20 protein-coding genes are annotated in these 25557 nt (G+C 41.4%); 11 read left to right on the plus strand and 9 right to left on the minus strand.

Going from position 1 to position 25557, the window contains the following annotated elements; all coding sequences use genetic code 11:
- Positions 1 to 46: 46 nt before the first annotated feature.
- On the plus strand, positions 47 to 616 hold the full coding sequence (locus JIG37_RS08090; RefSeq protein WP_199529141.1) for a DUF2799 domain-containing protein: 570 nt from the start codon (positions 47 to 49) through the stop codon (positions 614 to 616).
- Here the strand turns inward: JIG37_RS08090 and JIG37_RS08095 are convergent.
- The 5 genes from JIG37_RS08095 to JIG37_RS08115 all read right to left on the minus strand — a co-directional run bounded on the left by JIG37_RS08095 (position 602) and on the right by JIG37_RS08115 (position 9393).
- The gene (locus JIG37_RS08095; RefSeq protein ID WP_054551849.1) at positions 602 to 2284 is read right to left on the minus strand and encodes a sensor domain-containing diguanylate cyclase; all 1683 of its coding nucleotides are present in this window, start codon (positions 2282 to 2284) and stop codon (positions 602 to 604) included. The genes JIG37_RS08090 and JIG37_RS08095 overlap by 15 nt on opposite strands.
- 130 nt (positions 2285 to 2414) lie before the next feature.
- Entirely contained in the window at positions 2415 to 3728 is a 1314-nt protein-coding gene (locus JIG37_RS08100; RefSeq protein ID WP_199529142.1) for a DASH family cryptochrome, read from the minus strand.
- Between the two features lie 96 nt (positions 3729 to 3824).
- The gene (locus tag JIG37_RS08105) at positions 3825 to 4298 is read right to left on the minus strand and encodes a VOC family protein (protein ID WP_054551851.1); all 474 of its coding nucleotides are present in this window, start codon (positions 4296 to 4298) and stop codon (positions 3825 to 3827) included.
- A gap of 139 nt (positions 4299 to 4437) precedes the next feature.
- Positions 4438 to 7998, minus strand: coding sequence for an ImpA family metalloprotease (locus tag JIG37_RS08110; protein WP_199529143.1), 3561 nt, complete (start codon positions 7996 to 7998; stop codon positions 4438 to 4440).
- A 144-nt stretch (positions 7999 to 8142) separates the two neighbouring features.
- Positions 8143 to 9393 carry an MFS transporter gene (locus JIG37_RS08115; protein ID WP_199529144.1) on the minus strand — a complete coding sequence of 417 codons (1251 nt, stop codon included), beginning with the start codon at positions 9391 to 9393 and terminating at the stop codon, positions 8143 to 8145.
- Between the two features lie 251 nt (positions 9394 to 9644).
- Here JIG37_RS08115 and JIG37_RS08120 point away from each other — a divergent pair, with 251 nt between their 5' ends.
- From JIG37_RS08120 to JIG37_RS08130, 3 genes are all read left to right on the plus strand, one after another.
- Positions 9645 to 12014 (plus strand): TonB-dependent receptor, encoded by a 2370-nt coding sequence (locus JIG37_RS08120; protein WP_199529145.1) that lies wholly within the window; start codon positions 9645 to 9647, stop codon positions 12012 to 12014.
- Between the two features lie 158 nt (positions 12015 to 12172).
- Positions 12173 to 13093 (plus strand): alpha/beta hydrolase, encoded by a 921-nt coding sequence (locus JIG37_RS08125; RefSeq protein ID WP_194442744.1) that lies wholly within the window; start codon positions 12173 to 12175, stop codon positions 13091 to 13093.
- Positions 13094 to 13136: 43 nt separating this feature from the next.
- Positions 13137 to 13832, plus strand: a complete 696-nt coding sequence (locus tag JIG37_RS08130) for an ATP-dependent Clp protease proteolytic subunit (RefSeq protein WP_138599910.1) — start codon at positions 13137 to 13139, stop codon at positions 13830 to 13832.
- Here JIG37_RS08130 and JIG37_RS08135 read toward each other — a convergent pair.
- The 4 genes from JIG37_RS08135 to JIG37_RS08150 all read right to left on the minus strand — a co-directional run bounded on the left by JIG37_RS08135 (position 13829) and on the right by JIG37_RS08150 (position 18009).
- On the minus strand, positions 13829 to 14905 hold the full coding sequence (locus tag JIG37_RS08135) for a hypothetical protein (protein WP_187489949.1): 1077 nt from the start codon (positions 14903 to 14905) through the stop codon (positions 13829 to 13831). The two genes, JIG37_RS08130 and JIG37_RS08135, sit on opposite strands and share 4 nt — an antisense overlap.
- A gap of 142 nt (positions 14906 to 15047) precedes the next feature.
- Entirely contained in the window at positions 15048 to 16415 is a 1368-nt protein-coding gene (locus JIG37_RS08140; protein WP_199529146.1) for an alkaline phosphatase PhoX, read from the minus strand.
- A gap of 112 nt (positions 16416 to 16527) precedes the next feature.
- Positions 16528 to 17181, minus strand: coding sequence for a hypothetical protein (locus JIG37_RS08145; protein WP_054551859.1), 654 nt, complete (start codon positions 17179 to 17181; stop codon positions 16528 to 16530).
- Positions 17182 to 17196: 15 nt separating this feature from the next.
- A complete protein-coding gene (locus JIG37_RS08150) occupies positions 17197 to 18009 on the minus strand; it encodes a MipA/OmpV family protein (RefSeq protein ID WP_199529147.1) in 813 nt (270 codons plus the stop codon).
- 203 nt (positions 18010 to 18212) lie between these two features.
- On the opposite strand from JIG37_RS08150, the gene JIG37_RS08155 reads away from it, so the two are divergent.
- The 7 genes from JIG37_RS08155 to JIG37_RS08185 all read left to right on the plus strand — a co-directional run bounded on the left by JIG37_RS08155 (position 18213) and on the right by JIG37_RS08185 (position 25548).
- Positions 18213 to 19310, plus strand: coding sequence for a sensor histidine kinase (locus tag JIG37_RS08155; RefSeq protein WP_199529148.1), 1098 nt, complete (start codon positions 18213 to 18215; stop codon positions 19308 to 19310).
- 3 nt (positions 19311 to 19313) lie between these two features.
- Positions 19314 to 19949 carry a response regulator transcription factor gene (locus JIG37_RS08160; protein WP_199529149.1) on the plus strand — a complete coding sequence of 212 codons (636 nt, stop codon included), beginning with the start codon at positions 19314 to 19316 and terminating at the stop codon, positions 19947 to 19949.
- 88 nt (positions 19950 to 20037) lie between these two features.
- Positions 20038 to 20508, plus strand: coding sequence for a DUF4920 domain-containing protein (locus JIG37_RS08165; protein ID WP_054551863.1), 471 nt, complete (start codon positions 20038 to 20040; stop codon positions 20506 to 20508).
- A complete protein-coding gene (locus tag JIG37_RS08170) occupies positions 20501 to 21070 on the plus strand; it encodes a PepSY-associated TM helix domain-containing protein (protein ID WP_199529150.1) in 570 nt (189 codons plus the stop codon). Before JIG37_RS08165 ends, JIG37_RS08170 begins: the two co-directional genes overlap by 8 nt.
- 464 nt (positions 21071 to 21534) lie before the next feature.
- A complete protein-coding gene (locus JIG37_RS08175; RefSeq protein WP_199529151.1) occupies positions 21535 to 23079 on the plus strand; it encodes an aspartate aminotransferase family protein in 1545 nt (514 codons plus the stop codon).
- Entirely contained in the window at positions 23072 to 24364 is a 1293-nt protein-coding gene (locus tag JIG37_RS08180; protein ID WP_054551866.1) for a SidA/IucD/PvdA family monooxygenase, read from the plus strand. The genes JIG37_RS08175 and JIG37_RS08180 overlap by 8 nt, the downstream gene beginning before the upstream one ends.
- Positions 24361 to 25548 (plus strand): MFS transporter, encoded by a 1188-nt coding sequence (locus tag JIG37_RS08185; RefSeq protein WP_199529152.1) that lies wholly within the window; start codon positions 24361 to 24363, stop codon positions 25546 to 25548. The genes JIG37_RS08180 and JIG37_RS08185 overlap by 4 nt, the downstream gene beginning before the upstream one ends.
- Positions 25549 to 25557 lie beyond the last annotated feature (9 nt).

A 25557-nucleotide genomic window follows, 5' to 3' on the forward strand; every position in this document is an offset into this window, starting at 1 on the left:
CGGGCTAGAATCTATTAAGTTATTAATATCATAAGCTGAGATTTAAATGAGAAAATGGACTCTTCCTCTACTGCCACTAATCGTATTAGCAGGCTGCACCTCGGTTAGCAAAAATGAATGTTTACAAGCTGACTGGCATGGTATTGGTTATAAACATGGTGCAGATGGCACTGAGTATCGCGATGGCATAGATGCACTATCACAATGCAGTGAGTATGGTGTAAATGCTGACATTGCTAAATATAAAGTGGGATACGATCAGGGCCTCGCTACATACTGTGAACCAGAAAATGGCTTTACGTTAGGCATGCAAGGCGCATCATACAATGGTGTCTGTAATAGCACAGCGTTTCGTAAAGCATGGCAAGAAGGTAACGATAGATATCAAGTGCAACAAAGACTGAGTTATATTGATAATCGTATTGACGATATCGACCGTCGATTAAAAGATATTCGTGGCGAGCTAAACAGTAACCACCTTAATAATACTCAGCAAAAAGAGCTTTATCGAGAACGCAAAGATTTAGAAAACGAGCGTAAAGATTTGCGCAAAGAACGCGCATTACTTCCGCTTTTGAATAAACTGCCTAGTGTTGAAATATCAACCGAGTGGTGAGACTTTTAGAGCCAATTTCATTTCATACATTTGTTTATCAGCGATGGCCAAAAGTTCCTTTGCACTGTGTCCGTGTAAAGGATACATGGCGATACCAAAGCTCGCACTTACCGGCTGAACCGTTTCATAATCTTGCGCTACTTTTTTAACCGCCTGCTGACATCGTAGCGCTATATCTTGGCACAAACTAGCCTTTGTTAATGAAGGTAAAACAATAACAAACTCATCACCACCAATGCGCGATAGCACATCTTTATCTCTCATTTGTAAACGCAATTGCTGACTAATGTCCAGTAACAAATTGTCACCCTGTTCATGACCATATGTATCATTAACGAGTTTGAAATTATCAAGATCAAGATAGATCAATGCAAATTGGTTATGCTCTGCTGGCGTTCTTTGTGAGAAAGCACGCAATTGAATATCGAGTCCTCTGCGATTCAATAGCTTAGTAAGTGGATCTTGATTAACTAGCTCATTGAGAAGCTGGCGCTTTTCTACCGCCGAAGAGATATCATCAAATGCACCGATATAATGAGAAACTAAGCCATTTTCATCATACAGTGCATCTATGGATAATTGCTCAGGAAACACCTCTCCGGACTTTCGCTTATTCCATACCTCTCCTTGCCAACAGCCTTTATCGAGCAACTCAGTCCACATTTGTTGATAAAACTCATCTGGTTGCTTCTTTGCAGAAAGTATTGAAGGTTTTTTACCTATTACCTCATGCTTCTTAAACCCTGTTATTTGCTCAAAAGCAGGATTTACATCAACAATCACAGACTCAGCGGTGGTGATCAGAATCCCCCGGCTAGTTGTAGAAAAAACAGCCGTTAATAGTTTAATTCTCTCATTACTTTTAACTTCCTCTGTAACATCCTCAGAATAACCATTCCATTCTACACTGCCATCAGCTCGGGCTATAGGAGATGATTTTGCCGAAATCCAGATCTGTCCTTTTTTGGGGTGGTTAACGCGAAACACTTCACACCAATCAGTTAGCTCTGCACGTGAATGCTCAATACTTCGTACAATACGTTCCAGATCATCTTGATGTATCGCTTGCATAACTCTATCTGCTGATGACTCAATATCTTTGGGAGAGCAGCCATAGATATCAAATACTTTTGATGTAGCAAATGGGAAAAACGCTTCATCTTTATTGTCTATTACATATTGATAAACAAAGCCTGGGAGGTTATCAGTGAACTTTTTTAGTTCTTGATGTAGGAATTCAATTTCGCGTTCTTTTTGCCATTGTTCCGTAATATCAATATGTATTCCAACCATCCATTCTGGATTACCGTTTTTATCCCACGTTTGTACTTGGCCTTTATCAAGCACTTTAACCCAGTGGCCTCGTTTATGTTTCATACGCGCTTCACAGACATATCGCGCTGATTCACCTTCGAAGTGCTCATTTAATAATTGCTCAGATTTCACTAAGTCTTCAGGGTGAGCAAAGGTAAGCCAAGTATCAATTGAAACGGGTTCTAGTTCGCACAGAGAATATCCAATGATATCTGCCCATTTATCATTAAAAATTGTTTCGCCTGTTTGCACATTCCAGAGCCAAACTCCCACATCACCACTTTCGAGAAGCAACTGTGCAATATCTAGTCCTAGCTGCGACTTTAGTTCATTGTAAGCTTCACTAAATGCCATAATCTGCCTTAATAACTAGCCTAATGATAAACAATTAAGTCTTATTCATTATTTTAGTTAAAAAGGCAAAAAATACTAAAATATAATCAAATAAATATACTCTTACAGATTTATTGCGGATTGGTATTTTTCACCTTGACGGCCAGTCAACCTCATCAACCGAGTCAAAAAGCGTTGTGGTCGTTTGCTCGCCATTCCATTTGCGAATGTAACGTGACAACGGATCATAAAGCGCTGTTTGCTTATTGATATGAAAGTGACGCCCACCTCTAGGGTCGACACCGACACCCGCAATATATTGCCAATTGCCCCAATTTGCAGCCACATCATAATCAATAAGTTGCTGTTCGAAGTAAGCTGCACCATAGCGCCAATCAAGAGCTAACTCATTAACCAAACAGCTTGCTGCAATCTGCCGCGAGCGGTTAGATATAAAGCCTGTTGTGTTGAGTTCATGCATTATCGCATTTACCAATGGAAATGGAGTGCAGCCATTACACCAAGCAGTGAAACGCTGGCTGTTAAACGTTGTTAGCGGCGCATTTTGCTTTTGACCTTTGAATAAAAAAAGCTTTGCTCCCGCTTGCAGTGCATGCCATTTGAAATATTCGCGCCATAGCAATTCAAACTTTATCCAATAGCTCGACTCATTTGCACCGTTTTGATGCTCATATTTTTCAACTTCGTTATACAGTTGTTTAGCACTAATTGTGCCTCCAGCGAGCCAAACACTAAACTTAGTGCTGTTGCTAAAGCCATCTAACTCATTGCGAGTCTCTTTATAGCTGCTTGGTGCTTTTGAGGAAAAGTACGCACTGCAATGTTGCTGAGCTGCAAATAAACCTCCTTTAAAGTTAGCTGACTGGGTAACTACGTCAGCAATATTGTGTTCAGCGCATAACTGTACTGGGTGAGGTAGTCGGCTGACCGCAGGTCGCGGTGCAGCTATAGAGGTTGGCTCAGCTTCTACCTTTTTTCGAAAGGCGGTAAAATTTTTTGGTAATTCATCAAGCTGAAATGGTAAGTCCGCTGCTTTAAACAAGGTATCTTGCTGATAAGTTTTCACGGCAGCTTGAGGGCATATAGCTTTAATTTTTTCGAGCTGTTTTTGCTCATAAACGCTAACTTGCTCGGTACAAACCAATGTTTCAATATTATATTTTTGCAAACGCTGGCTGATTACATACTCAGGCTCACCTGTGATCACATGAAGTGTTTGGCCAAGATTCTCAACTGCGTTTGCAAATGCAGATAGGCTCTCAAGTAAAAAGTTGTACTTATGTTCCCCATATGGCTTCTGTTGGTAATTAGTTTGCCTAAACCAACGCGGTTCAATCACAAACACTAAATCAAGCTCGCCAGCAAAATCTGCTAATTCAGATAAAATTTCATTATCAGCTAGGCGTAAATCATTTTGTAGCCAATATAAAACTCGTTTTTTCATGGGATAACTCATATGTTTTAACATACATACGAATACCCTTCTTATCCGGATTTAAATATCAGAACAAAATGATTAACTATAATTTGCAGATAGGTATTAAGCATCTTGCTCTTTACTCATAAGCTCGCTCATACGTTGCATAAGCTCTTGCTCACTGAGGTCTTCTTTGTGTGTCCCTATAGTCCAAATATGACCAAAAGGGTCCTCTAGAGTCCCTGACCTATCGCCATAAAATTGGTCATGTACTGGACGCAGCTCTTTCGCCCCAAGCGATAAGGCTTTAGCAAAAACAGCATCGACATCTTCAACATACAGCATAATGCTCACCGGCGTACCGCCAAGTTGTTGCGGCGACTTAAATTGCACATCAGGGCAATTATCAGAAAGCATAATATGAGAGTCGGCTATTTTTATTTCAGCATGTGCCACCCCACCATCAGGCAGAGGCATTTGCATTACAAGTTCAGCAGCAAAAGCTTGTTTGTAGAACTCTATCGCCTTAGTGGCACCTTCAATAACCAAATACGGGGTTACCGCATGGTAACCTTTTGGGATTGCAGAAACAGCCATGTTACACCTCAACGTTAAATGTGTGAGTTATAAAGGTAGCAGTTGTAGCTAATTTCACTAATCTAATGATAAAAACGCCAGCGAAATATTTCGCTGGCGTTTTAAATACGAATACCAATCAACTTAACAACGCGGTGTATTATTCAGGCCAGCTTTGCGTCCCATCAATTGCAACTTCTGTTTGATTTAACGTCGTACAATAGCCGGTGGCAGATGAGGCATAGTAAACATCACCTAATACCGTGTAGTTTTTCGCTTTAACCTGCTGTTTTGCTTTGTCTGACGTTGCCATGCCCCACATGCTGAAGTAGTTGCTCAAATCGAGCTCGGTTGCTTCTGAAAGTGCGATTAGGAGCCAATCATTGTTGCCTATGCTTTGTGCCTCTGACAAGCTGTAGCTTGAAAAGCCAAGTGTATCTTTTTGTGCCTGCCAATTAGTCTCGCTGTTATCAGCTAGATTAAACGCACGCTCCAAAATGTGTAAGCGAGGATATAAATGCCAGCCGTTTTCAAGCTTATTGTGTGCCTGTGCGGCCATCATAATTTGTAAATAAATAGCGTGACTTTGCGACCACTCTGACATCGCTAAATCTTGCATATAAGCAAATGCGTCTGCGCTTTGTTTACTGGCTTGTAAATGATCGAACAAGTTCTCGAATGGCAAGTTTTGGCACGATGCCGAAAAGCCGGTTTCATCCTCAAACTTCGACTTACTGTAGTAGGAGTAAAAATTGGTATTTGAATGGCCACCAAACCCTTCGATACGGAAGCGCCCTCTTTCAAGACCATGCCCTAACTCATGGATATCGCCATGCCCTGTTGGATTAAAATTCCAACCTGCGTCATACGGATTGCCCGAACAGCCCCAACCACAGGTCGGTTGGTCTGCATTCATATGTTTTACAATATCAATTGTTTGTACTTCAATATTGCGTTCACTCGCAAAGTCATGAATTTCGCTAACCACATCGATGCCCGGCCCTTTGAAACCAGCAAGTACATGTGGATAGTTATGGGTATAACGCTCTACAGCATGGGCGAAGTCAGACGCTACAGGCCAATAACCATCGTTAATTGAAATACGCATTTTCTCGAGCTTTGAATGCACCTCAAAACCACCGGTTGCGACCTCAGCCCAATCATAATCCCCTTTTTCAAGCAACTCAGCAAAGCGCTCATCATCACTGCTGCTACGCCAATACGGGTGCTCACCTACATTGCTAAATTCAAAGCTGACATCTAAATCATTTTGATCAAACTCAATTTGAATTGGTCCACCATAAGGTGACGTAAAATAGACCGTTTCATTTGTCTCTATAGGCACATGAACCGACTGCAATTTAGCGGGTCGATTATAGCCATTGCTGCTCATGTAATGTGTTGCGCCATCGCGCAGAGTATTAACAAACACCTTGGTATTCACTGCTTGATTATCAGTGCGTTTGATAGCAAATGTTTGACCCGGCAAGGCATACACACCCGTTGAGCGAAAATACGCCTTACTCTGCATATTCACGGTGACGGTTTTAGGTGTTACATGACTAAAATCACTACGGCTGAAATTCCCCATATCAACTTGAAGTGGATTAACTTTACGTATATTTAATACCGCATGATCGGTAAACAGGGCACGAAAGAAGCTTGTATTCTCGGTGCTTAGCTTATCCATCGGGAAGCTCACAACTTGGCGATAATGATCTGCAAGCAGCGCCAGTAACTGGTAAAAGCGATAGCCCTGCTCAGTAAAGATATCTGTTTTCGCTTGGTCAAAACCTCTAAACACCGAATTAATGATCGTTGCCGCATCACTAAACTGTTGCTGATATTGGCTTTCAGCTGGACAGCTTCGATTATCGCAAGCACTTAAATCAACACTAAATTCGCTGCTTTTAAAGCGGCTAAGTAAGTCTTTAATAGTTTGCGCATCAGTTGGCAAGCTGTCGTTGATAGCAACTGGGTTCCAATTTGCCAGTTCTAATCGGTGCCAGTAGTTATCACCTGCAACGCTCACATGGAGTAATTCAAATAGCGCTTTACCTAATGCCGTTTGACTACCATCACGCTGAATATAGATCACTGCTATATCGTTTTCTTGCGCTTGCTTTACTGCAGCCACAACATTATCAATATTTAATCCTTCACGCTCATGCTGAGAAATAATCAGTACATCCGTGTCAGTTGTTAAACACGCCGCTAAAGCGTCGTTGTCACAACTTGCATTGTCGTTATAGCTCACCATGCCTTCATATTGACTATCAAACCACTCTCGCGTTTTGATCCTATCTTGAAAGTAATAGCTTTGATCTAGTTGTGCTAATACAAGTTTGAGTGGCTGCTCTGCGGTTATTTCTCTGCCAGCTAACCATGTGGTGCTGTTTTTCAAAAACTGAGTCATTTGCTCGTTAATGGTATTTCGATAAGGATTACTACCAAATACCAAGTAACGGCCTTGCTCACCATCACTAGTCCCGACTACAGCAAGATTTCTAATTTTTGTCTCGTAGCCATCTTGCCAACTATTGTTGGTAAGTAGTACCGGCTCATTGAATGGATACGTGGCATTTAATAGCGTTGCATCCCAGGTTGGATACCAGCTTAATTCATCAAGGGTGGAGCTTGAGCCAAACCCAAATAAGCTATTTTTAATGCTTTGAAAGCGCGCTTTGTGGGTATCAATTTCATTAAGTGTCGCATCAAGAAGTAATTCGCTGTTTGGCACAACCAGCGCATTACCCGTTTCGAGTGCCTCGGCCACATAACTTTGAGTAATGTTTAACACAAACTCGAAGCTAGTCTCTGTACGTGAATCAGAGGCTGTGATTGTGAATTTATGTTCACCAAGTTCTTCATTACTCGCGGTGCCAGATAAGATGCTAGTTTGCTCATCAAAACTTAGCCACGTTGGTAAACCTGTTACGGTTAAGCTCACATCATCGTTGTCTGCATCGTTGCTGACTAACTGCACACTCAATGCCTGCTCAGCACGCACTTCACTACTCAGTGGAGAAACCACTGGCGCTGAGTTTGCTCTGGCAGCGATGTTAAATGTTTGCTCTGCCTGCTGCGTCACTTCGCCATCTGAATAACGAAAACGAATTTGCTGTTCGCCCGTATTCGCAAACAAGGGCGTGCCGCTAAAACTGAGGTTAGTCGCATCAAAGCTAAGCCAATCAGGTTTACTAACTTCACTTATTACCACAGTGTCATTTTGTGCATCAGTAAATGTTAGCTGGTAAGTATAAGCTTGGCCTTCATTGCTATCCGATGGTGTAGACGTGAGCGTTGGCGGCGTATTTTCGACAAGCTTGGCTTCTACATTAATATCAATCAAAAGCTGGGCAGACAGCTGCCCATCAGTGACCGTAAACTCAATGTTTGCATACTTACCTGCTTGCTCTGGCGTGCCACTGATACTTGCTGAGGCTTCATTAAAACTTAGCCAACTTGGTAAGTTTGTTACAGACAAAGTAAGAGGGTCATTATCTGGATCAGAGACTTCAGGGCTAAAACTCAAGGTTTCACCAACACGTAAAGTCTGTGATTGACCGCTGATTTGCGGCGCTTGATTTTGTGGTGTTTCGGTTACAGGAGGGGTTGTTGTTTGTTTTTCATCTGAGCCTGAGCCGCCACAAGCAGCAAGTGTTAGCAATACAGCCGAGCATAATAGCGAGCGTTTGCACAAAGAGTAAGGTGCGTTCATTGAGTTCTTATCGGTATGGTAAACAATTTTTTAACATTATAAGCCGATACTACAAACTAATATCTCGGAAAAAATACGTAAATTGATATCGCTGTCATTAATTGTTTAAACCATAAAAAGCCCCATGAAGGGGCTACTTAAAGGTTATGACAGGTTTGCAAAATCAGGTCTGGGTAACTTTTCGAGTATGGCGTATAAATAAATCACCACAACGCAAAGCCCTCCTGCTACAAAGAACAAGGTTGGGCCATTGTAATAATCTAAAATTAAACCACCTCCGAGTGGCGCTAAAGCAAACCCTAAATCGTAAAACGAAGCTGCGCCAAAGTAGGCACCGCGAAGATGTGAAGGCGCCAGCCTATCAAGGTGAACGTTCATCGTCGGAAACAAAATGGTTTCGGCCAAACTCATCACCACTATCGCACCAATCCAGCCCCAGAATAAATCGATTGGATTAAGTGCTAGCCAAAACTGCGACACCATCAATAGCACCAAGCCAATTTGAATGCGCACCGTTAGGCTAAATCGCGCCATCATTTTTAACAGCAGAAATTGGCTTGAAATGATCACTAACGCATTGGTAAATATCAATGCCGAAATCAGTGCTAATAAATCGGGAGCCTCTGCACGAGTTAAGTATTGTATGAGTGAACTATCCATTTGCGCATAAATAAACATGCACAAAATATTGGCTAAAATTAAACACTGCAACAGCTTATCTGCAAATAAAATACGTAAAATTTGCTTTCCCTGTACAGCTGGTTTTTTCTCTTCTGGCTCGTCGATTGCGGCAGTATTCTTTGCAGCTTTATCACTAAAATTAAAGCCCCAAACAAGCAGTACCAATAAAATAGCAAATGCCCCTGCGGTAATATAAAAGCTCGACTGCTCACCGGTTAAACCTAGCCATACTCCGGCTAATGGGCCCACCGCACAGCCCACATTAACAATAAAGTACAGCGACTGCATGGCCAGCTCACGAGTTTGTGCATCATCAATAATATCGCCAATTGCCGCACTGGTTAATGGTCGCCAAAGCGCAGTCGCAATCGAGCATAAGGTCATCACAATCACATAACCGGCCACGGTTTCTACCTCAGCCAACAGCGAGAAAGAAATGATATACAGCACGCCGGTAATGTACATCAGCGTATGCCGGCCCACTTTATCGGATAGGCTACTGCCAATAAAACTGGTAAACACCGAAATCACCGCAGCACTGGTAAGTACCAACCCGACTTCTGTTGCCGATAAAGCAAACTTTTCGTACAAAATCACCGCGAGAAATGGCCATACCATGTAATAGCTGCCACGGATAATAAACGAGCCAAATAAGAAGATCCACATAAGCACAGGAAACTGCTTAAAGCGCGCTAAAGAGATGTCTGAATTCATTATTTTAATTTTTATGGTGATGATGGAAGCACTATACATTAACAGGCTTTAAGATTGTAAATTGACTTCGCTTTAATCACCTTATTTTACTAATCAACAAAAACATAAATAGAAAAAAGTTGTAATAACTGTAAATGCAACTTGAAAAAGATTAATCTAAATAAGAATAATTATTGATTGTATTTTTCATTTCTGTACTATACGCAGCGTCCCTCAAAGGGATAACCTACAAAAAGAACTGGAACCCTACAATGAAATCAATAAAACCAAGCTTACTGGCACTTGCCATAGCAACACATTTTTCAGCCTTTGCTGATGACGCTAAGCCGAAACAAGATATGGAACGCTTAGTAATCACTGCAACAGGTTTTGAGCAAAAAGTTACCGAAGCACCTGCAAGTATTTCAATTATCACCAATGAAGATATTAAATCTCATGCCTTCACCTCAGTACTTGATGCTGTGCAGTATTTAGAAGGTATCGACATTGGCACAACTCGTGATAAAACGGGCCAAGGCAGTGTGAGTATGCGTGGTTTAACAGGTGAATACACCCTGTTACTAATTGATGGTAAACGCCAAAATAACCATGGCGACATTTACCCAAACAATTTTGGTGGCAACGCGTTTAACCACGTACCACCGGTTGATGCGATTGAGCGAGTTGAAGTAATTCGCGGTCCTGCATCAACACTTTATGGTGCAGATGCGCTGGGTGGTGTAATCAATATCATCACTAAAAAGCACACTGACAGCTGGAGTGGTGCAGTATCTTTTAGCCGTTCACTACAGCAAAACGATGATTTTGGTGATGACATTACCACTGACTTTAGTGTGATGGGCCCGCTAATTAAAGACGTATTAAGTTTAGGTGTGCGCGGCAGTGTTTACGAACAACAAGCATCATCGCCAACTTTTGAACCAGCGACCGATCCTAATGGTGTTGTACATACTCGTTCATTAGGCTTTGGCAGTGGCGGTCGTACCGTTGATAACACAAATGAGCAGTATGGTTTTACGTTAACTTATACCCCGTTTGAATCTCATCATTTACGTTTTGATTATGACAATTCAAGCCAAGTGTACGACAACACACCAAGCTACGACATTGAATCAGGCACAATTACTTACCCACTTGGTACTAAAGATAACATTGAGTCAATTTGGCAAGATCGCCGCGGCCAAGTAAACCCGCGCGCAGGTTACGCCGCAGACCAAGAGTTTGACCGTGAATGGTGGTCACTCAGCTACGATGGCGAGCTTGACTGGGCAACGGTAAAAGCCTCTGTGTCTTATGTTGATACGCAAAACAATGGCCGTACTTTACCACTGAGTGTAAGCGAGCGATTAGAGCTGCAAGCTATGTACGATGGTACTGGCGAATACGAAGGAATGGACGAGCAAGCACGTAAAGACTTAGCTGAAGAAACATTCTTACCACGCCCTGCTCGCCCACTTGAAAGCAGCCAATATACCTATGACTTACGTTTTGATATTCCAATCGAGGGGCGCTTTGGGAGCCATAACCTAGCAATTGGTGGCCAGCTTATCGACGGTGAATTAAAAGACGGTGTATTTGGTCTTGAAAGTGATCAAGCTGGCAAAGTACAAGAGCAAAACATGTACTCAATCTTTGCCGAAGATAACTGGATGGCAACTGATAACTTCACCTTTACACTTGGTGCTCGTTACGATGACCACGATGTATTTGGTAGCCAAGTATCACCTCGTGTTTACGGTGTATATAACTTATCTGACACTTGGACCTTAAAAGGTGGTGTAAGTACAGGTTACAAAACACCAAAAACAACTGACCTTTATGACGGGATCACCGGATTTGGTGGCCAAGGCACAAGCCCATTTGCAGGTAACCCTGAATTAGAACCAGAAACCAGTGTTAACTCAGAAGTTGCACTTTACTGGACTTCACTTGATGGCGATCACAACATTAACGTGACTTACTACAACACCAAGTTTGAAGACAAAATTGCCAGCGGCGATACAATTTTAAGCTGTGAACAAACTAACGACGTACGTCCATGTGTGAACCTAGGTCAATACGATCAGCTTGGCTACGATAGCTACAGCCAAAAGATCAATATCGACGAAGTAGACCTTCAAGGTGTTGAAATTGCTGGTCAATACACAATCACTAAAACAGTGTCTGTTAACGGTAACTACACCTGGACTGATAGCGAACAAAAGAGCGGTCCTGAACAAGGTCAACCATTAACTAACTCAGCTGAGCACATGGCAAACCTTACCCTAAACTGGGAAGCGACAGACTTTATGAACTTATACCTACAAGGTGTATATCGTTCAGACCGTTACCGCGGTTGGGATAACGTGCACGATAAAGCGCTGTATTACAAAAACTACAACCTACTTAATTTAGGTGCGCAGTTTTATGTAAATGAGTACGTGCAAATCAATGCCCGTGTAAACAACCTATTAGACGAAGATTTCACCTCTTATAGCACAAGCTATACCGACCTAAATGGCGATGGTGAGTACGAATATCTAACAGGTCGCGGTGTAATTAGCGAAGTTACATTCACAGACGACTACAACGTTAAAGATAAAGGCCGTAACTTCTGGATTGGCGTTACCGCTTACTTCTAAGTAAATTCCCTGAAAATAGACAGCATGTAGTCATATGCTGTCTATTTTCCTTACCGTCCCTATTACTGCTCCTGTTATCAGTATTCTTTTTACTGTCACTAAATTGCCAACTTCACACATTAAGCTGATGGTACCTGCGTAAGCCTATTTGTCAGTCTATGGAACATATCCTTACAGCCAGCGGTATTTGTATTAGTTATCAAGATGAAGGCGATAAAAATGCGCCGGTGATCATCTTAATTATTGGCTTAGGTGCTCAATTTACCGTTTGGCCAGAGTCGCTTTATTTTGGCTTGGTCGAAAAAGGCTTTCGGGTTATTCGTTTTGATAATCGTGATGCAGGGCTATCCTCATCGTTAGATGAGTTAGGCAAGCCGAGTCTCGTAAAGCATTGGCTTAGCCGCCGATTACCCATTCGCGCAAAGCTGCCCTATTCGCTCGATGACATGGCTCGCGATGTAAAAGAATTAATGGATGCACTGGCTATCAAAAAAGCGCACTTAGTGGGGGCGTCGATGGGTGGCATGATTGCGCAAATTGCCGCGGCAAAGTATAAAAAACGTGTACTGAGCTTAACTTCAATTATGTCGAGTAGCTCGCCGTTATCGTTTTCGGGATCAAACATTAACCTTTTGGTAAAGCTCGCAAAAATACGCCCCCGAAGCAATAATAAAGAAGCCGCGATTGATTACAATGTTAGGCTCAACCAACTCATTGGCAGCCCAGCCTACCCACAAGATGAACACGCTTTATACGCCAACGCTGAACGCTATATTGAGCGGGCCCACACAAATCAAACAGGCTTTAAACGTCAGCTTGCAGCCATTGCCGCAACGCCTTATCGCGAGCAATTACTAAAAAAGATTAAAGCGCCCACGTTAGTAATTCACGGCAGTGCTGATCCTGTTATGCCGCTGTCTGCGGGTATTAACACCGCCCTGTTAATAAAGCGCAGTAAGTTAAGAGTCGTGCCCGGAATGGGCCATGATTTTCCACCCGCTTTAATGAAAAAAATGACTAAGTGGATAGCTAAACATGCCGCTAAAGTCAGCGCCAAAAAAGCCGCTAAAAAACCCTAAAAGCATGATAGAATTATCATACAATTTATAAGGTTAGCGTTTTATGTTACGTGTATTTTTTAGTCTATTTTTAATCATCCCTTGGTTAAGTTTTGCCGGTGTGTCACTGAGCGAGCAGCGCATTATTTATCAAGGCGAAATTAATGCCAAAAACAATCAACATGTTGCACAGCTTTTGGCTGAGCAGCAAAACATAAACAGCATACAAATCACCAGTGGTGGCGGAAACATTGATTTAGGTATGGATCTCGCCGAATTGATTTTGGCGCATAATTTAAAAGTTCATGTAAAACAATTTTGCTTTTCGTCGTGTGCTAATTACGTATTACTTGCAGGAAACCCTACCACCATAGCTAAGAACGCCATTGTCGGTTGGCACGGCGATGCCGCTTCAGCTCGCTGGCGAGATAGCGATATTGATGCCATGGTAAGCCATTTAAAAGAGCCAGAAAAAACAACCAAGTGGCAGGCTTTGCGCACTCAATACGATGAAATAATCGCAAAAGCCATGGCTCGTGAAAAAGCCTTTTATGCAAAACGCGGAGTTAATCATGACTTGCTAACGATTGGTTTATCTAAAGAGCTAAAACGTGCAGCTGTGGCACAAAAAGCCAGAGGCTGGAGCTACTCAAAAAAAGCACTCAATACACTGAATGTGAGTAATATTGAGTTTGCAGATTGGCAGCCCCGCTCAGCAAAGAACTTTCCGTTACTAATAATTAGTGACCTTGGGGATTAGCTTTTGTAATCACGGATATAACGGTAATCAAATTCGGTGTCATCTAGAATGTCGCAATAATCACGAAAATCATTACTCTGCATTTGCTGAATATCGATGATCACCGACTGCTCTGTTACGAGTTTTTTAAAGCTTTGCAATAGCGTACGTCCTTGCTTTGCATCTATATGGCAACCGAATTGATAAATGTCATATAGCCGAGCGAACTGATCACCGCTCTGTCTTGAGCTTGCCATGAGTGCTTCACCACGCTCAAAAGCAAGCATTCTTCCCAGAATAAATTGCGCTCTAGGTTCATTTTTATGTTCAACGAGATAACGTAAAATAGTTTCTGATTTAAATGTATCTTGTGGAAAATTCCCCTGATAAACGCCTCGCTCATCAAAGTGACGACCCGAATAGTAGGCAAAAGCATAGCTAAATGCTTTTTTGTCAGACAAGGTTGCAAGAAACTCATCATCTGTTGGAATATGTTTTGCTCTAAACTTAGCTGCTTGATGTTGCTCTTGCTCCACCTGTTTTTCAACAAACAAATACTGCTGGTGAGCAAATGCACCAACGGCGCCTGCAAAACTCAAACATGATGTAGCAATTAGGGTACTCGGTAATACTACCAACCAATGATTTTTAATTTTTTTATACCCTGCCAGCTCACCGGATTCATACACCTCAGCAAATAACTTATGGTCAATAAATGGAATGCTTTTACGTGCAATAAATGCTGCTGACCAAGAGCCAAGTGCAAATAACAAAGCATAAATTGATAAAGACAATGTACCGCTGATCAAAACCTCTGAACTGAGCGCAACAGCGATTACAGATAGGTATGCAATAAGTGAAATAACTGAAAAGATACGATCATAGCCACGCCCATGAATACGAACAGCTAGGCCAACGAGTACGCCGCTAATCACTAACATTACAGGCCCAATAGCACTTTTAATTGAAAATACTGTGATCCATAAAATAATGATTGGGATACTCCAGCAAGCTACGCCGATTGCGGCTGCAAGTGGACTTTGCTTAACTAGTTTTGCTTTAACTTGCTCTCGACTCTGCTCAGTAACAGACATATCAACTCCGTTTTCGTTTTATTATTATTTTCCTGTGAAACAAAGTGATTCTAACTAGAACAGCTGATTATAAAAAGAGGAACATAAATTTTCGTGATACAAAAAAAGCCACCTCGCAGTGGCTATTTAAAATAGACTTTAATTAAACACTAAATTGATGCCATGGGCCTGTTATAGCAAGTGTTTTTGAAGGTGAGTAAACGTTCACAAACAAAGTGCTACCATCGGGTGAAAAACAGGCACCAGCCAGCTCAGTTTGCGCCACTAAGCGGGCAAAATTATAAACTTGGCCTTGGGGTGTCACACCACGAAGATGATTATCAACCACATCGGTGTATTGGTCTTCACAAACAATTAAGTGACCATTAGGTGACACGGTTAGGTTATCGCCAAAGTTGTAGAGAGTTTTGCTAGTACTTTCTACAAACAACGAGATCTTACCAGGTTGATGTGCTTCTTTATCTGTGCCCTCAAATTCTGATGGCTGATATTTCATAACCTGACCAAGTTGTTTTTTACCACCATTGGTACAGCAAAAATAAAGCTCTTTATCACCCCAGTGAATACCTTCACCACGAGCAAACAATGCTGCACCTTCTTTGTAGCCACGTAGGCGTAGGTCGTCTTTCGGGCTTTCAGGGTTATCTAGATTGACCCACTCAACCTCAAGCTCTTGATGTAGCCCCATGGCTTTATTATTCCAGTTACGGCTATCGAATTGTGGCTTACCTTTTACCACCATCGCTTGTAATTGCCCGCCTTTATGCAGCTTGCCATATTCATTTGGAATAAAACGATAAAAGACGCTATCACCTTTATCTTCAGTTAAATAAACAATGCCCGTACGCGGATCAACGGCAGCCGCTTCGTGGTTAAATCGACCCATGGCTTTTAATGGCTCAGGTTTAATTAAGCCTTTGCTATTTGCGGGTACTTCAAAAATATAACCATGATCTTGGTTAAATCCATCGGCTTTAGTATCGGTGGTTTCTTCGCACGTAAGCCAGGTGCCCCATGGCGTAATACCGCCAGAACAGTTACGAATAGTGCCGACCAATGACAAGTACTCTTGCTCTTTTTGAGAAGTTTTTAAGTTATACACGATATGACTTGTGCCACCCGGTAACGCCACACCGTCAATGTTAGTATCAAAAGCCAGAGGTGTTTTATGATTGGCAATACTTGCTTCAGCTTTCGCTAAGTCTTTTGGCTTTAGCTCATGGTTTCGCACTAATGCAACACGGTCATTACCAAGCGCTAGACAGCCCATGCCATCAGCTTTGTCCGGTACTGTAAACCCATCAGACATTTTCTCACCTAGGCTTGAAACTACTTGATAACTAAAGCCCTCGGGTAAGTCGAGCAATTTATCTGGATCAGGAATTAACGGACCAAAGCCCACAGCCGTTGTTTTTAAATCACCTAACGACACTTTACCTATGGCACTTTTTGATAATCCTAAAAAGGCTAATGTGCCCGCCCCTACTAAAAATTCTCGACGTGAAACCATGCTAACTCCAAGCTCAAAACCAGCTTTATCATACAAATAAAAAAGGCATTATAAAGCAATGAAACTATAAAAAGTTACATTATCACAATATTCACGAAATTGTCATAAAGCACTACTCTTTGATGATTGCTAGTTGCTCATTAGGTAGCAGCACAATTAAGTAACCACGCTGCTCTAAGTTACAAAAATCAAATTCAAAACCGGCAATTTGTAAGTCACTAGCGCAATGAGTTAACGGTATATAAGCTGTTGCTGTTGCTTCAGTTAATTCACTATTAGCAAGTTTATAGCTGTAGTTCGTATTGCCGATAAAACTAACCAGCCTAACCACAGGGTAATCACCACTATCTACAGCCTCAGTGCGTGCTAAAAAAGCCAGTTTCAGCGTTTCGCCATCCATATAAATGATCACATAATTAGCTATATCACTAACAACCCACTTTTGTAGATGAGCTTTTATTTCAGCATCATAAAAAGCTGCAAAGCCAACCTTTCCGACCACAGAACGCTTAAAGTTAAGCTTTTCAAAACCACCGTAGCCATCGATTGATTGTTGGAAGTTCTGCTCCTTATAAATTGCGCTTGTTGGTGTGTTGTTTCGTAGGTTCATCATATAAAAATCAACCGGGTACTCGCTAAAGTTATAAACATAATAGTCACTTTCATAGACACCTTGGTATAAATCGTCTTCGTCAAACACTTCCTCTTCAGCGCTATTGCAACCAGTTAGTAAGAGTAAAATGCATAATCTCAGTAGATAATTCATTGCTCATCCCTTTTTCTAAAAACGATAATTTATAGTTGCAGCGAATTGCTGCTTGGCAGTTTCTCCCACGAGCGGGCTTTTTTTGATAGTTGAGTCAAGTTGCTCATACCGCAAGCTCGTAAAAACAGACCACTGCTTATTAAAAACATAAGTCAGGTTTAGCGAGGTGAATGGGTTAAGGGCTGCACTTGGCTGATATTCATATCTGCCAAACTCAGGGGCGATATTGCCATTAGCTATGCCATACAGGTATTGAGTGTATTTTTTATCTTGCCAATAAAAACCGAGATCAGCACTTAGCTGTAACCCTAATCCTTGGCCATAAATCGGTAGGTTATAGCGGGCAAGAAACGTAAGTCCATCGGAGTGATTCGAAATATCTTGCGCTAAACGAACAAAAAGCTGTTTATATTGCAGCTGAGTTCTGAAGGTTAGCTCACCTTTGCCGTCTTTATAGTCAGTGAAAACCTCATCATCCGACAACTCATCACTAAAGATTAAACTGCTATCGTAGGTTTCATCTCGGAAACTAAGCCCCATTGACGCTTCAAACTCTGCGCCTTGTAAAAAGGCATATTGCACTAAGCCATATTTAGGCCCTATGCGCCAGTTGCCTTTTCGGGCGTTGAAGTATGGCAAGACCATGGTTTGAATATCGTGATCTCGCCATGCTGTATCAATAGCCAATTGTGCAGCACCGACCTCCATTTGCCATTGCTGTGATTGCTCATCGGCCTTGGCATCATCAACAAATAATGCTGCTAAACAATAAGCTACAATCAACAGATAAGAAAAAAGACTATTTCGCAGAAATTCATGTTTGGTCATGATAATGTCCCTATATTGGTGTTTTAATGCAGTTTAACGCCTCACCATTAGGACTGACTTGCTGCAAATGTCACATATTTAATCGTGACATTTGTCATATACATAAACGAATAATTGCGGATTAAACTAAGCGTATGAACAAACTCTTGCAAACGTTGATACATCGAAGCGATTTTATACTCTCAGCAATCACCTGGGGGTTTGTGTTTCTTTATACTCTGCACGCTTGGTCGCAAAGAGCAGAGTCGGCGCAGCTAAGTTTTAGTACAATAAATACGTTTTTGATCAGTGTGTTATTTATAAGCTTTTTTGCTTTTTTAATTTATTTTGAGTTTTTCAGATCACGATTTAAGCACTATCAAACCCGTATTTTGAACTTCACTATCGCTAATGTTGTGCTATTGATGTGGCTATTTAATATTGGCTTTGTTGCAATTCTATTGATCATCTTCTTAGTTAAATTCAGCGATTACGAGCCAAACAAAGCCAGCCTCTATTTACTCATTTGCCTGCCCTTTTTGATGGCGCTGACGCTTCACTATGGCTTTGATAAGCAATTTGTATTGCTCAACGGGTTGGCTTTCACTTTATACAATAGCTTTGCCTATCGCTTTGCTACTCGGCTTATTTCTGAGCGTAAAGCCAAAGAACAAGCAGCCCATTTATTACGTGAATTAAAAGCAACTCAAGCGCTTTTAAACGATACCGCAACTCGCGATGAACGTATTCGTATTGCCAGAGATTTACATGATACCCTTGGCCACCACCTTACAGGACTCAGTATTCACTTAGAAGTCGCCAATCACTGTGCTAATCATGAAGCACCAAAACACATAACTAAAGCACAGCAAATTACCCGCTTGTTATTAAATGATGTGCGTGACTCTGTCTCGTCAATGCGAGAAAACCAAACCATTGATTTACATGCATCGCTTAATTCACTGTGCAGCCATGTTACAGGCTTAAATGTCACACTCAATTACGATGAAAATATAAAAATAAGTGATACGTTATTGGCACAAACGTTATTTCATACTGTGCAAGAAGCGATTACGAATTGTATTAAACACAGTGATGCGACCGAGCTGTCGGTAAGCTTAGACCTCCAAGCTGATTCAGTGCATCTCACTATTTATGATAACGGCGGCGAAATGCCCAAGCTGAACTTAGGCAATGGCTTAACAGGCATGCAAGAGCGCTTAGCTTTAGTGCGAGGGGCAATCAAGTTTGAACAAAATAATAATGGGTTTGCGATTGCTGCAACGCTACCTCATAAACTTAATCCACATACTTTGGCGTAAAAAATGATTAGGGTATTACTCGTTGATGACCAAACATTATTAAGAGAAGGCTTAAAAAGCTTACTCGCCCTTAAAGCAAGTATTCAAGTCGTGGCTGAGACTGACAATGGCCAAACGGCTCTTGAGATGCTCAAGCAACATTCTATTGATGTTGTACTCCTTGATATTCGCATGCCTATTCTAGACGGTATTGGCGTACTGAAAAGTATGCAAGCACAACAGCTGAGGCAACCAGTACTGGTACTCACGACCTTTGATGATAGTGAACAAGTGCTAGAATGTATTCGCTATGGCGCTAAGGGTTATGCGTTAAAAGATATTAATTTAGAGCGCTTGGTCAGCGCCATCGAAACACTTGCTAAAGGTGGCTCAGCGCTAGCTCCTGCGATCACCGAGCGAATTTTGAATAAGCCCACTAAAACAACCGATACTTCTTTAGCAACTCCTGATAAATTAAGTAAAAGCGAGCTTAGAGTGCTCAATTTAATCGCTGCAGGCTATTCAAATAGTGAAATCGCCGAGGCACTTTATAAGTCTGAAGGGACTATCCGTAATCAAGTGTCTTTTATTCTCAGAAAGCTAGATGTACGTGATAGAACCCGTGCAGCATTAAAAGCAATTGATCTAGGTTTGATATAATTGCAAATCATTTTTAATCTCATTAAGCTTTTATCATACAAGTAAATCGCTTAAACTAAGGCTTAACTTTTTTAAAGAAGCAACCGCTATGTTCCTAAAATCAAAAACATTTATTGCATTTTCATTGGCGCTTTTAAGCTTTAGCCAACACGCCTTTAGCTTACAATTTGGCAATCAAGTCGACAGTGACAAACTCATTAAAATTTCGACGGTTATGGCCTCACCAGACGATTACCTTGCAAGTCCAATTACCGTGGAAGGGACTATCACTGGGGTTTGCGAAAAACGTGGTTGCTGGATGACGCTCGCATCAGACAAACGCTTTGAAAACTTACGTATCAAAGTTGAAGATGGCGACATGGTATTCCCGATGACGGCTAAAGGCAGTAAAGCTATCGTAACCGGTAAGCTCGATAAAATTCAGCTTAGCCTTGGCCGCACTAAAGCGCTACTTGCTCACAAAGCGCAGCAAGCTGGCGAAAGCTTTGATGCAAACTCTGTGACTGAAGCAATGGCTATTTATCAGCTCGTCCCGAGCGGAGTTGAAATAATTGAGTAACAAACGAGGTATCAACTGGTTTAAGTTAAACAGAAACTTGCACCGCGATATTGGTTACTTTTGTGTTGGTTTAGTGATTATTTTTGCGGTGTCAGGCATTGCAGTGAACCACAAAGATGATTGGAACCCAAACTACAAAGTAAGCAACCAGCAAATCGGTGTGAGCGATGAAACTTGGCAATTAGATAATGACGAGTTGCTGATTCAACAAATTATCTCTCATGCTGATGTAAGCGAGCCGGTAAAGGCTTCTTATTGGGTGTCGCCGCAAGAGTTTAAGGTGTTTTTAAAAAACGGTAACAATCTCAGCCTGAAACTCAATCAAGATATCATAAACTATGAAGCCATTGAGCCTCGTCATGTATTTCAAGCATTTAACCGTTTACACTTGAACGAGACAACCGCTTCGTGGGTTATTTTTTCTGATATTTTTGCAGGGCTGCTGCTGTTTTTAGCGATCAGCGGCTTGTTTATGATCAAAGGTAAAAATAGCCCATGGGGCAGCCGCTCAGTATTAGTCATTAGCGGTATGTTGCTCCCCGCTGCTTATGTGTTTTTATAAGCTAAAGCTCCCTGTTGCCATCCTCGCAAAGAACGATGGCAACTTTTTTAATTAATTTAATCCTCACCAACTTTGTAACACAGTCTTTCTTAAAATAACTATTCGCAGAACCCTCCCTTTGCTTACGCATTTTATAGCAGCTCAAAGTGTGTTTACTTAGCTCTTAAAACCTCTCACCTACCTATTATTGTTTTTTTAAATGATGGCTTTATTGCTTTTATTTGTGAGCATTTTCATCGAAAAAGCAAAAAACGCTGTCAAATAGAACCTGAAAAAGGGACTAACTTAGTCATAATTTACGACTAAATTGCAATTATTTATTACTAGATAAATTTAAAAACAAAACACTTTCAACTTATTGAAGGTAATTAAATTGTAAAGTAAATTAATGATTTATTATTATTGATATTGATAATCACTATCATTACGATCCCGATTCAAATTAACCGAGAAGGAATTGAGTCGTGAATCAATTAGCCCCCGTGCTTAATGCTCATTCATCAATAAACGTTGATGAACAGCCCCATGCGTTTATTTTTAACGAAAATAATTTACTCAAATATGAGATGGCTTCAATGCAAACAATGTCGCTCATCCATCAAGCGCTGCGTTCTGCAAAACAAGTTCATTCTGGCGTCTGCCACAAAGAGCTCAGTAAACAAATAGCCAGAGTAGAACTAAATCAACCTCTCAATAACGTTGAGCAAGCGCTAAATGAAGTAAAATCGTTGTATTTAGATCATGCTGTCTATTTTCATCATCCAAAGTATGTTGCCCATCTAAACTGCCCCGTTGCTTACCCTGCGGTGATAGCCGAACAGTTATTAACTGCTATAAATTCTTCGTTAGACACCTGGGACCAAAGTGCTGGCGGGACGCTCATTGAGCAAAAGTTAATTGACTGGAGTATCGAACGCATTGGCTTAAGTGCTACTGCCGATGGCATATTCACAAGTGGCGGCAGTCAATCTAATTTAATGGCATTGTTACTTGCTAGAGACCATGCAGCAGAGCGCTTATCAGGGCACCTTATTCGCGATTTTGGTTTAGGTCCAGATGCTCATCGCTACCGTATTTTTTGCTCTGAAGTCAGCCATTTTAGTATTCAAAAGTCAGCCGCTTTACTGGGTCTTGGCTATAACGCGGTTGTTCCGGTTACAGTTGATAAAGAGTTTAAAATGGACCTAGCCGCACTTGATGCAGCGATTGATGAATGTAAAGCACAAGGCAATATTCCGATAGCACTTGTTGCCACCGCAGGCACAACTGACTTTGGTTCAATAGACCCTATCGATGAGCTAAAAACGCGGTGCAAAGCTGATAATTTATGGCTTCATGTCGATGCCGCTTATGGCTGTGGACTACTTGCCGCTGACGATCACCGTCACTTACTCAATGGCATTGAACAGGCTGACTCGGTGACGTTAGATTACCACAAATCATTCTTACAACCTGTCAGTAGCAGTGCTTTTATTGTTGCTGATAAAAAGCAATTTAAACATTTAACTCATCATGCTGATTATTTAAATCCGTTTAACGACAACCCACAAGCAGCGCCAAACCTTGTTGATAAAAGCATTCAAACGACTCGCCGTTTTGATGCCTTAAAACTTTGGCTAACTTTACGCATTATGGGCCACGAACAAATTGGCAAAGTGTTTTCTTCTGTTATGGCACTAGCCCGTAGTAGTTATGTGGCACTCAAACAAGACCCTGAATTTGAGCTAATTCATCAACCTGAACTCAGTACCTTAGTGTTTCGCTTTAACGATAAAAACCTCAGTGATGAGCAATTAAACCTGCTTAATTATCAAATTAAAGATGAGCTATTCAAACAAGGTGAGTGTGCCATTGCTCGAACCAAATTTAGAGGTATCAACTACTTAAAGTTCACGCTACTTAATCCAAACACACAGATTGAAGACATTAAAAGTATTGCAGCTGATATTAAAGCCTGCGCCTACAGCATCAAGGCACGTCTAAAAGTAGAGGAAACTAGCTATGAATAAAGTGTACGATTTAATTGCCGTAGGTCTTGGTCCGTTTAACCTCAGTTTGGCATGTTTAGCTGAGCCAATTGAAAAACTTGATTCGTTATTTTTAGAACAACGTGATGAATTTAATTGGCATCCAGGGCTGATGCTCGATGGCGTTACATTACAAACACCATTTATGTCAGATTTAGTTACATTGGCAGATCCAACCAATCCATACAGCTTTTTAAACTATGCGAAACAACAAGGTAAGCTGTATCAGTTTTATATTCGAGAAAGTTTCTTTTTACTGCGCGAGCAATACAACCAGTATTGCCAGTGGGCAGCAAGTCAATTAAGTAACATACAATTTGGTCATAAAGTCATTCATAGCCAGTTTGATCACACTAAGCAGCTCTATGTACTCACTGTTGAATCTGCAAAGCAAACAAAAACGCTTTATTGTCGTCACTTGGTACTGGGCACAGGTCCCTCACCTTATTACCCACCCGCTGTTCAGGCAGAAGATACACAGCTCTGCCATGCCACTGAATATCTGTATAAACGGGATGAATTAGTAAATAGCAAGAGCATCACTGTGATTGGCTCAGGGCAAAGTGCTGCTGAAGTATTTTATGATTTGTTGTGTGACATTAAACAGCATAACTACCAACTCAATTGGGTAACGCGAGCGCCGCGTTTCTTTCCTCTTGAGTACACGAAACTCACGCTTGAAATGACTTCTCCTGAGTATGTTGATTACTTTTATAACCTAGAACAGGCCACCAAACAGGAGTTACTAGCCAAGCAACGTAATTTATACAAAGGCATCAACTCAGAGTTAATTAATCAGATTTATGATCAGCTCTATCAACTTGATATTCAAGGTGTGAACCGCGCAAGGTTATTGACCAACAGCGAGCTCATTAAAAAACAAGGCAGTAAGTTAGTTTTTAGACACAGTGAACAACAGGCTGAATTTAGCTTACATAGTAATCACGTCATCATGGCTACGGGCTTTAGTTATCAGCTACCCGATTTTCTAAGTGGCTTAATGAGCGAGATAAATTGGCTAGATAACGGGTGCTTTGCTGTTGAGCGGAATTACAGTATCGACAAGCTACAAAGGTTGTTTGTACAAAATGCTGAGCTGCACAGTCATGGTTTTGTAACGCCAGATCTGGGCATGGCCTGCTATCGAAACAGCCATATTCTGCGCTCAATTTTAGGTTATGCCCCCTACCCTGTTGAAACACAAATTGCCTTTCAAGAGTTTGGTTTACCCGATGTTGTCAACGAAAAACAGAAGCAAATAGCATGAAACAACCCGCATTAAAATCAAGCTTGGTGCTGCTGACGATTATTTCTGTTGTTTGTGACACCATGATTTTGCCCTTTTACCCGCAGTTTTTTAGTGCCCAATTTGGTTTGCAATCAAGTAATCACATTGGTGCCTATATCGCTGTTTGCTGCATCACCGTGATGTGTGCTTTCCCTGTATGGGCGAAAATAGCGCAGCACGTGCACGAGCTGTATTTATGGGTGATCACCCAAATAATGGCTGGGCTATTGGGTGTTGCGTGCTTTTACAGCGAAAACGTGTGGAGCTTTTGGCTGTTATCACAGCTGATGCTGGTATTTAAAGCAAGTTACCTGCTTATTTACCCCTTTGTTCTTAGTATCGAAGAAAAACAACAGCACCTCGGTGTCGTTGCTTTATTTAGTGTGCTTTTACAATTTGGCGGTATTGGCGGTGCTTTATTAGGTGGCTTGATCATCCAAAGTATTGAGCCGCGCTTTTTATATTTAGTAATGGCTGCGGGCGACTGCTTACAGGTTATGCTCTGCTTATATTTAATTTACTTATTAAAAGTAAGCTACAAGCCACGCGAATTAACCGCATCATCAGTAAAACGAAAGCGTTTCCCTGGCTACATTATTCGCTTAGGGGTTATATCTATGGGCGTGTACTTCAGCATGTTCTTAGCAACGCCATACTTTACGCTACTTTGGCAACAAGTAAGTGATTTCAGCAATGCACTGTTAGCTGGCGCTGTGTTTGCTATCCCTGCTTGGGTTGCACTTGTCATTTTGATTACAACCAAAAACAAACCTGCAACCAATCAACACAGTAAAACAATCGCCTATGCACTTGTATTAAGCAGTATCGGCCTATTTATACAACTTAGCTCACACTGGCAATGGCTTGTGTTCGGCCGTGTTGTATTTGCTATTGGGCTATTTTTACTGACCGTGCGTCTGCAAGTCATGTTGTTTGCAATGAGCGAACCACGCTTTTACTCAAGCGACTTTGCCAAGCTTCATTTTATGCAAAATATCGGCGTCATCTGCGCCTCATTTTTAGCGGGAGATTTAGTATCTCGCTTTGAACTTAACACCCCATTACTGACGGGCTCTGTTGGCTTTGCCATCACTTTATGTTTGTTTTATCTGCTTTTTTTACGCAACAAACATACCTCAACAGACCCTATTCACAGTTATTAATTTTTAAGA

Source organism: Pseudoalteromonas sp. bablab_jr010, assembly GCF_016464105.1.
Lineage (GTDB): Bacteria > Pseudomonadota > Gammaproteobacteria > Enterobacterales > Alteromonadaceae > Pseudoalteromonas > Pseudoalteromonas simplex.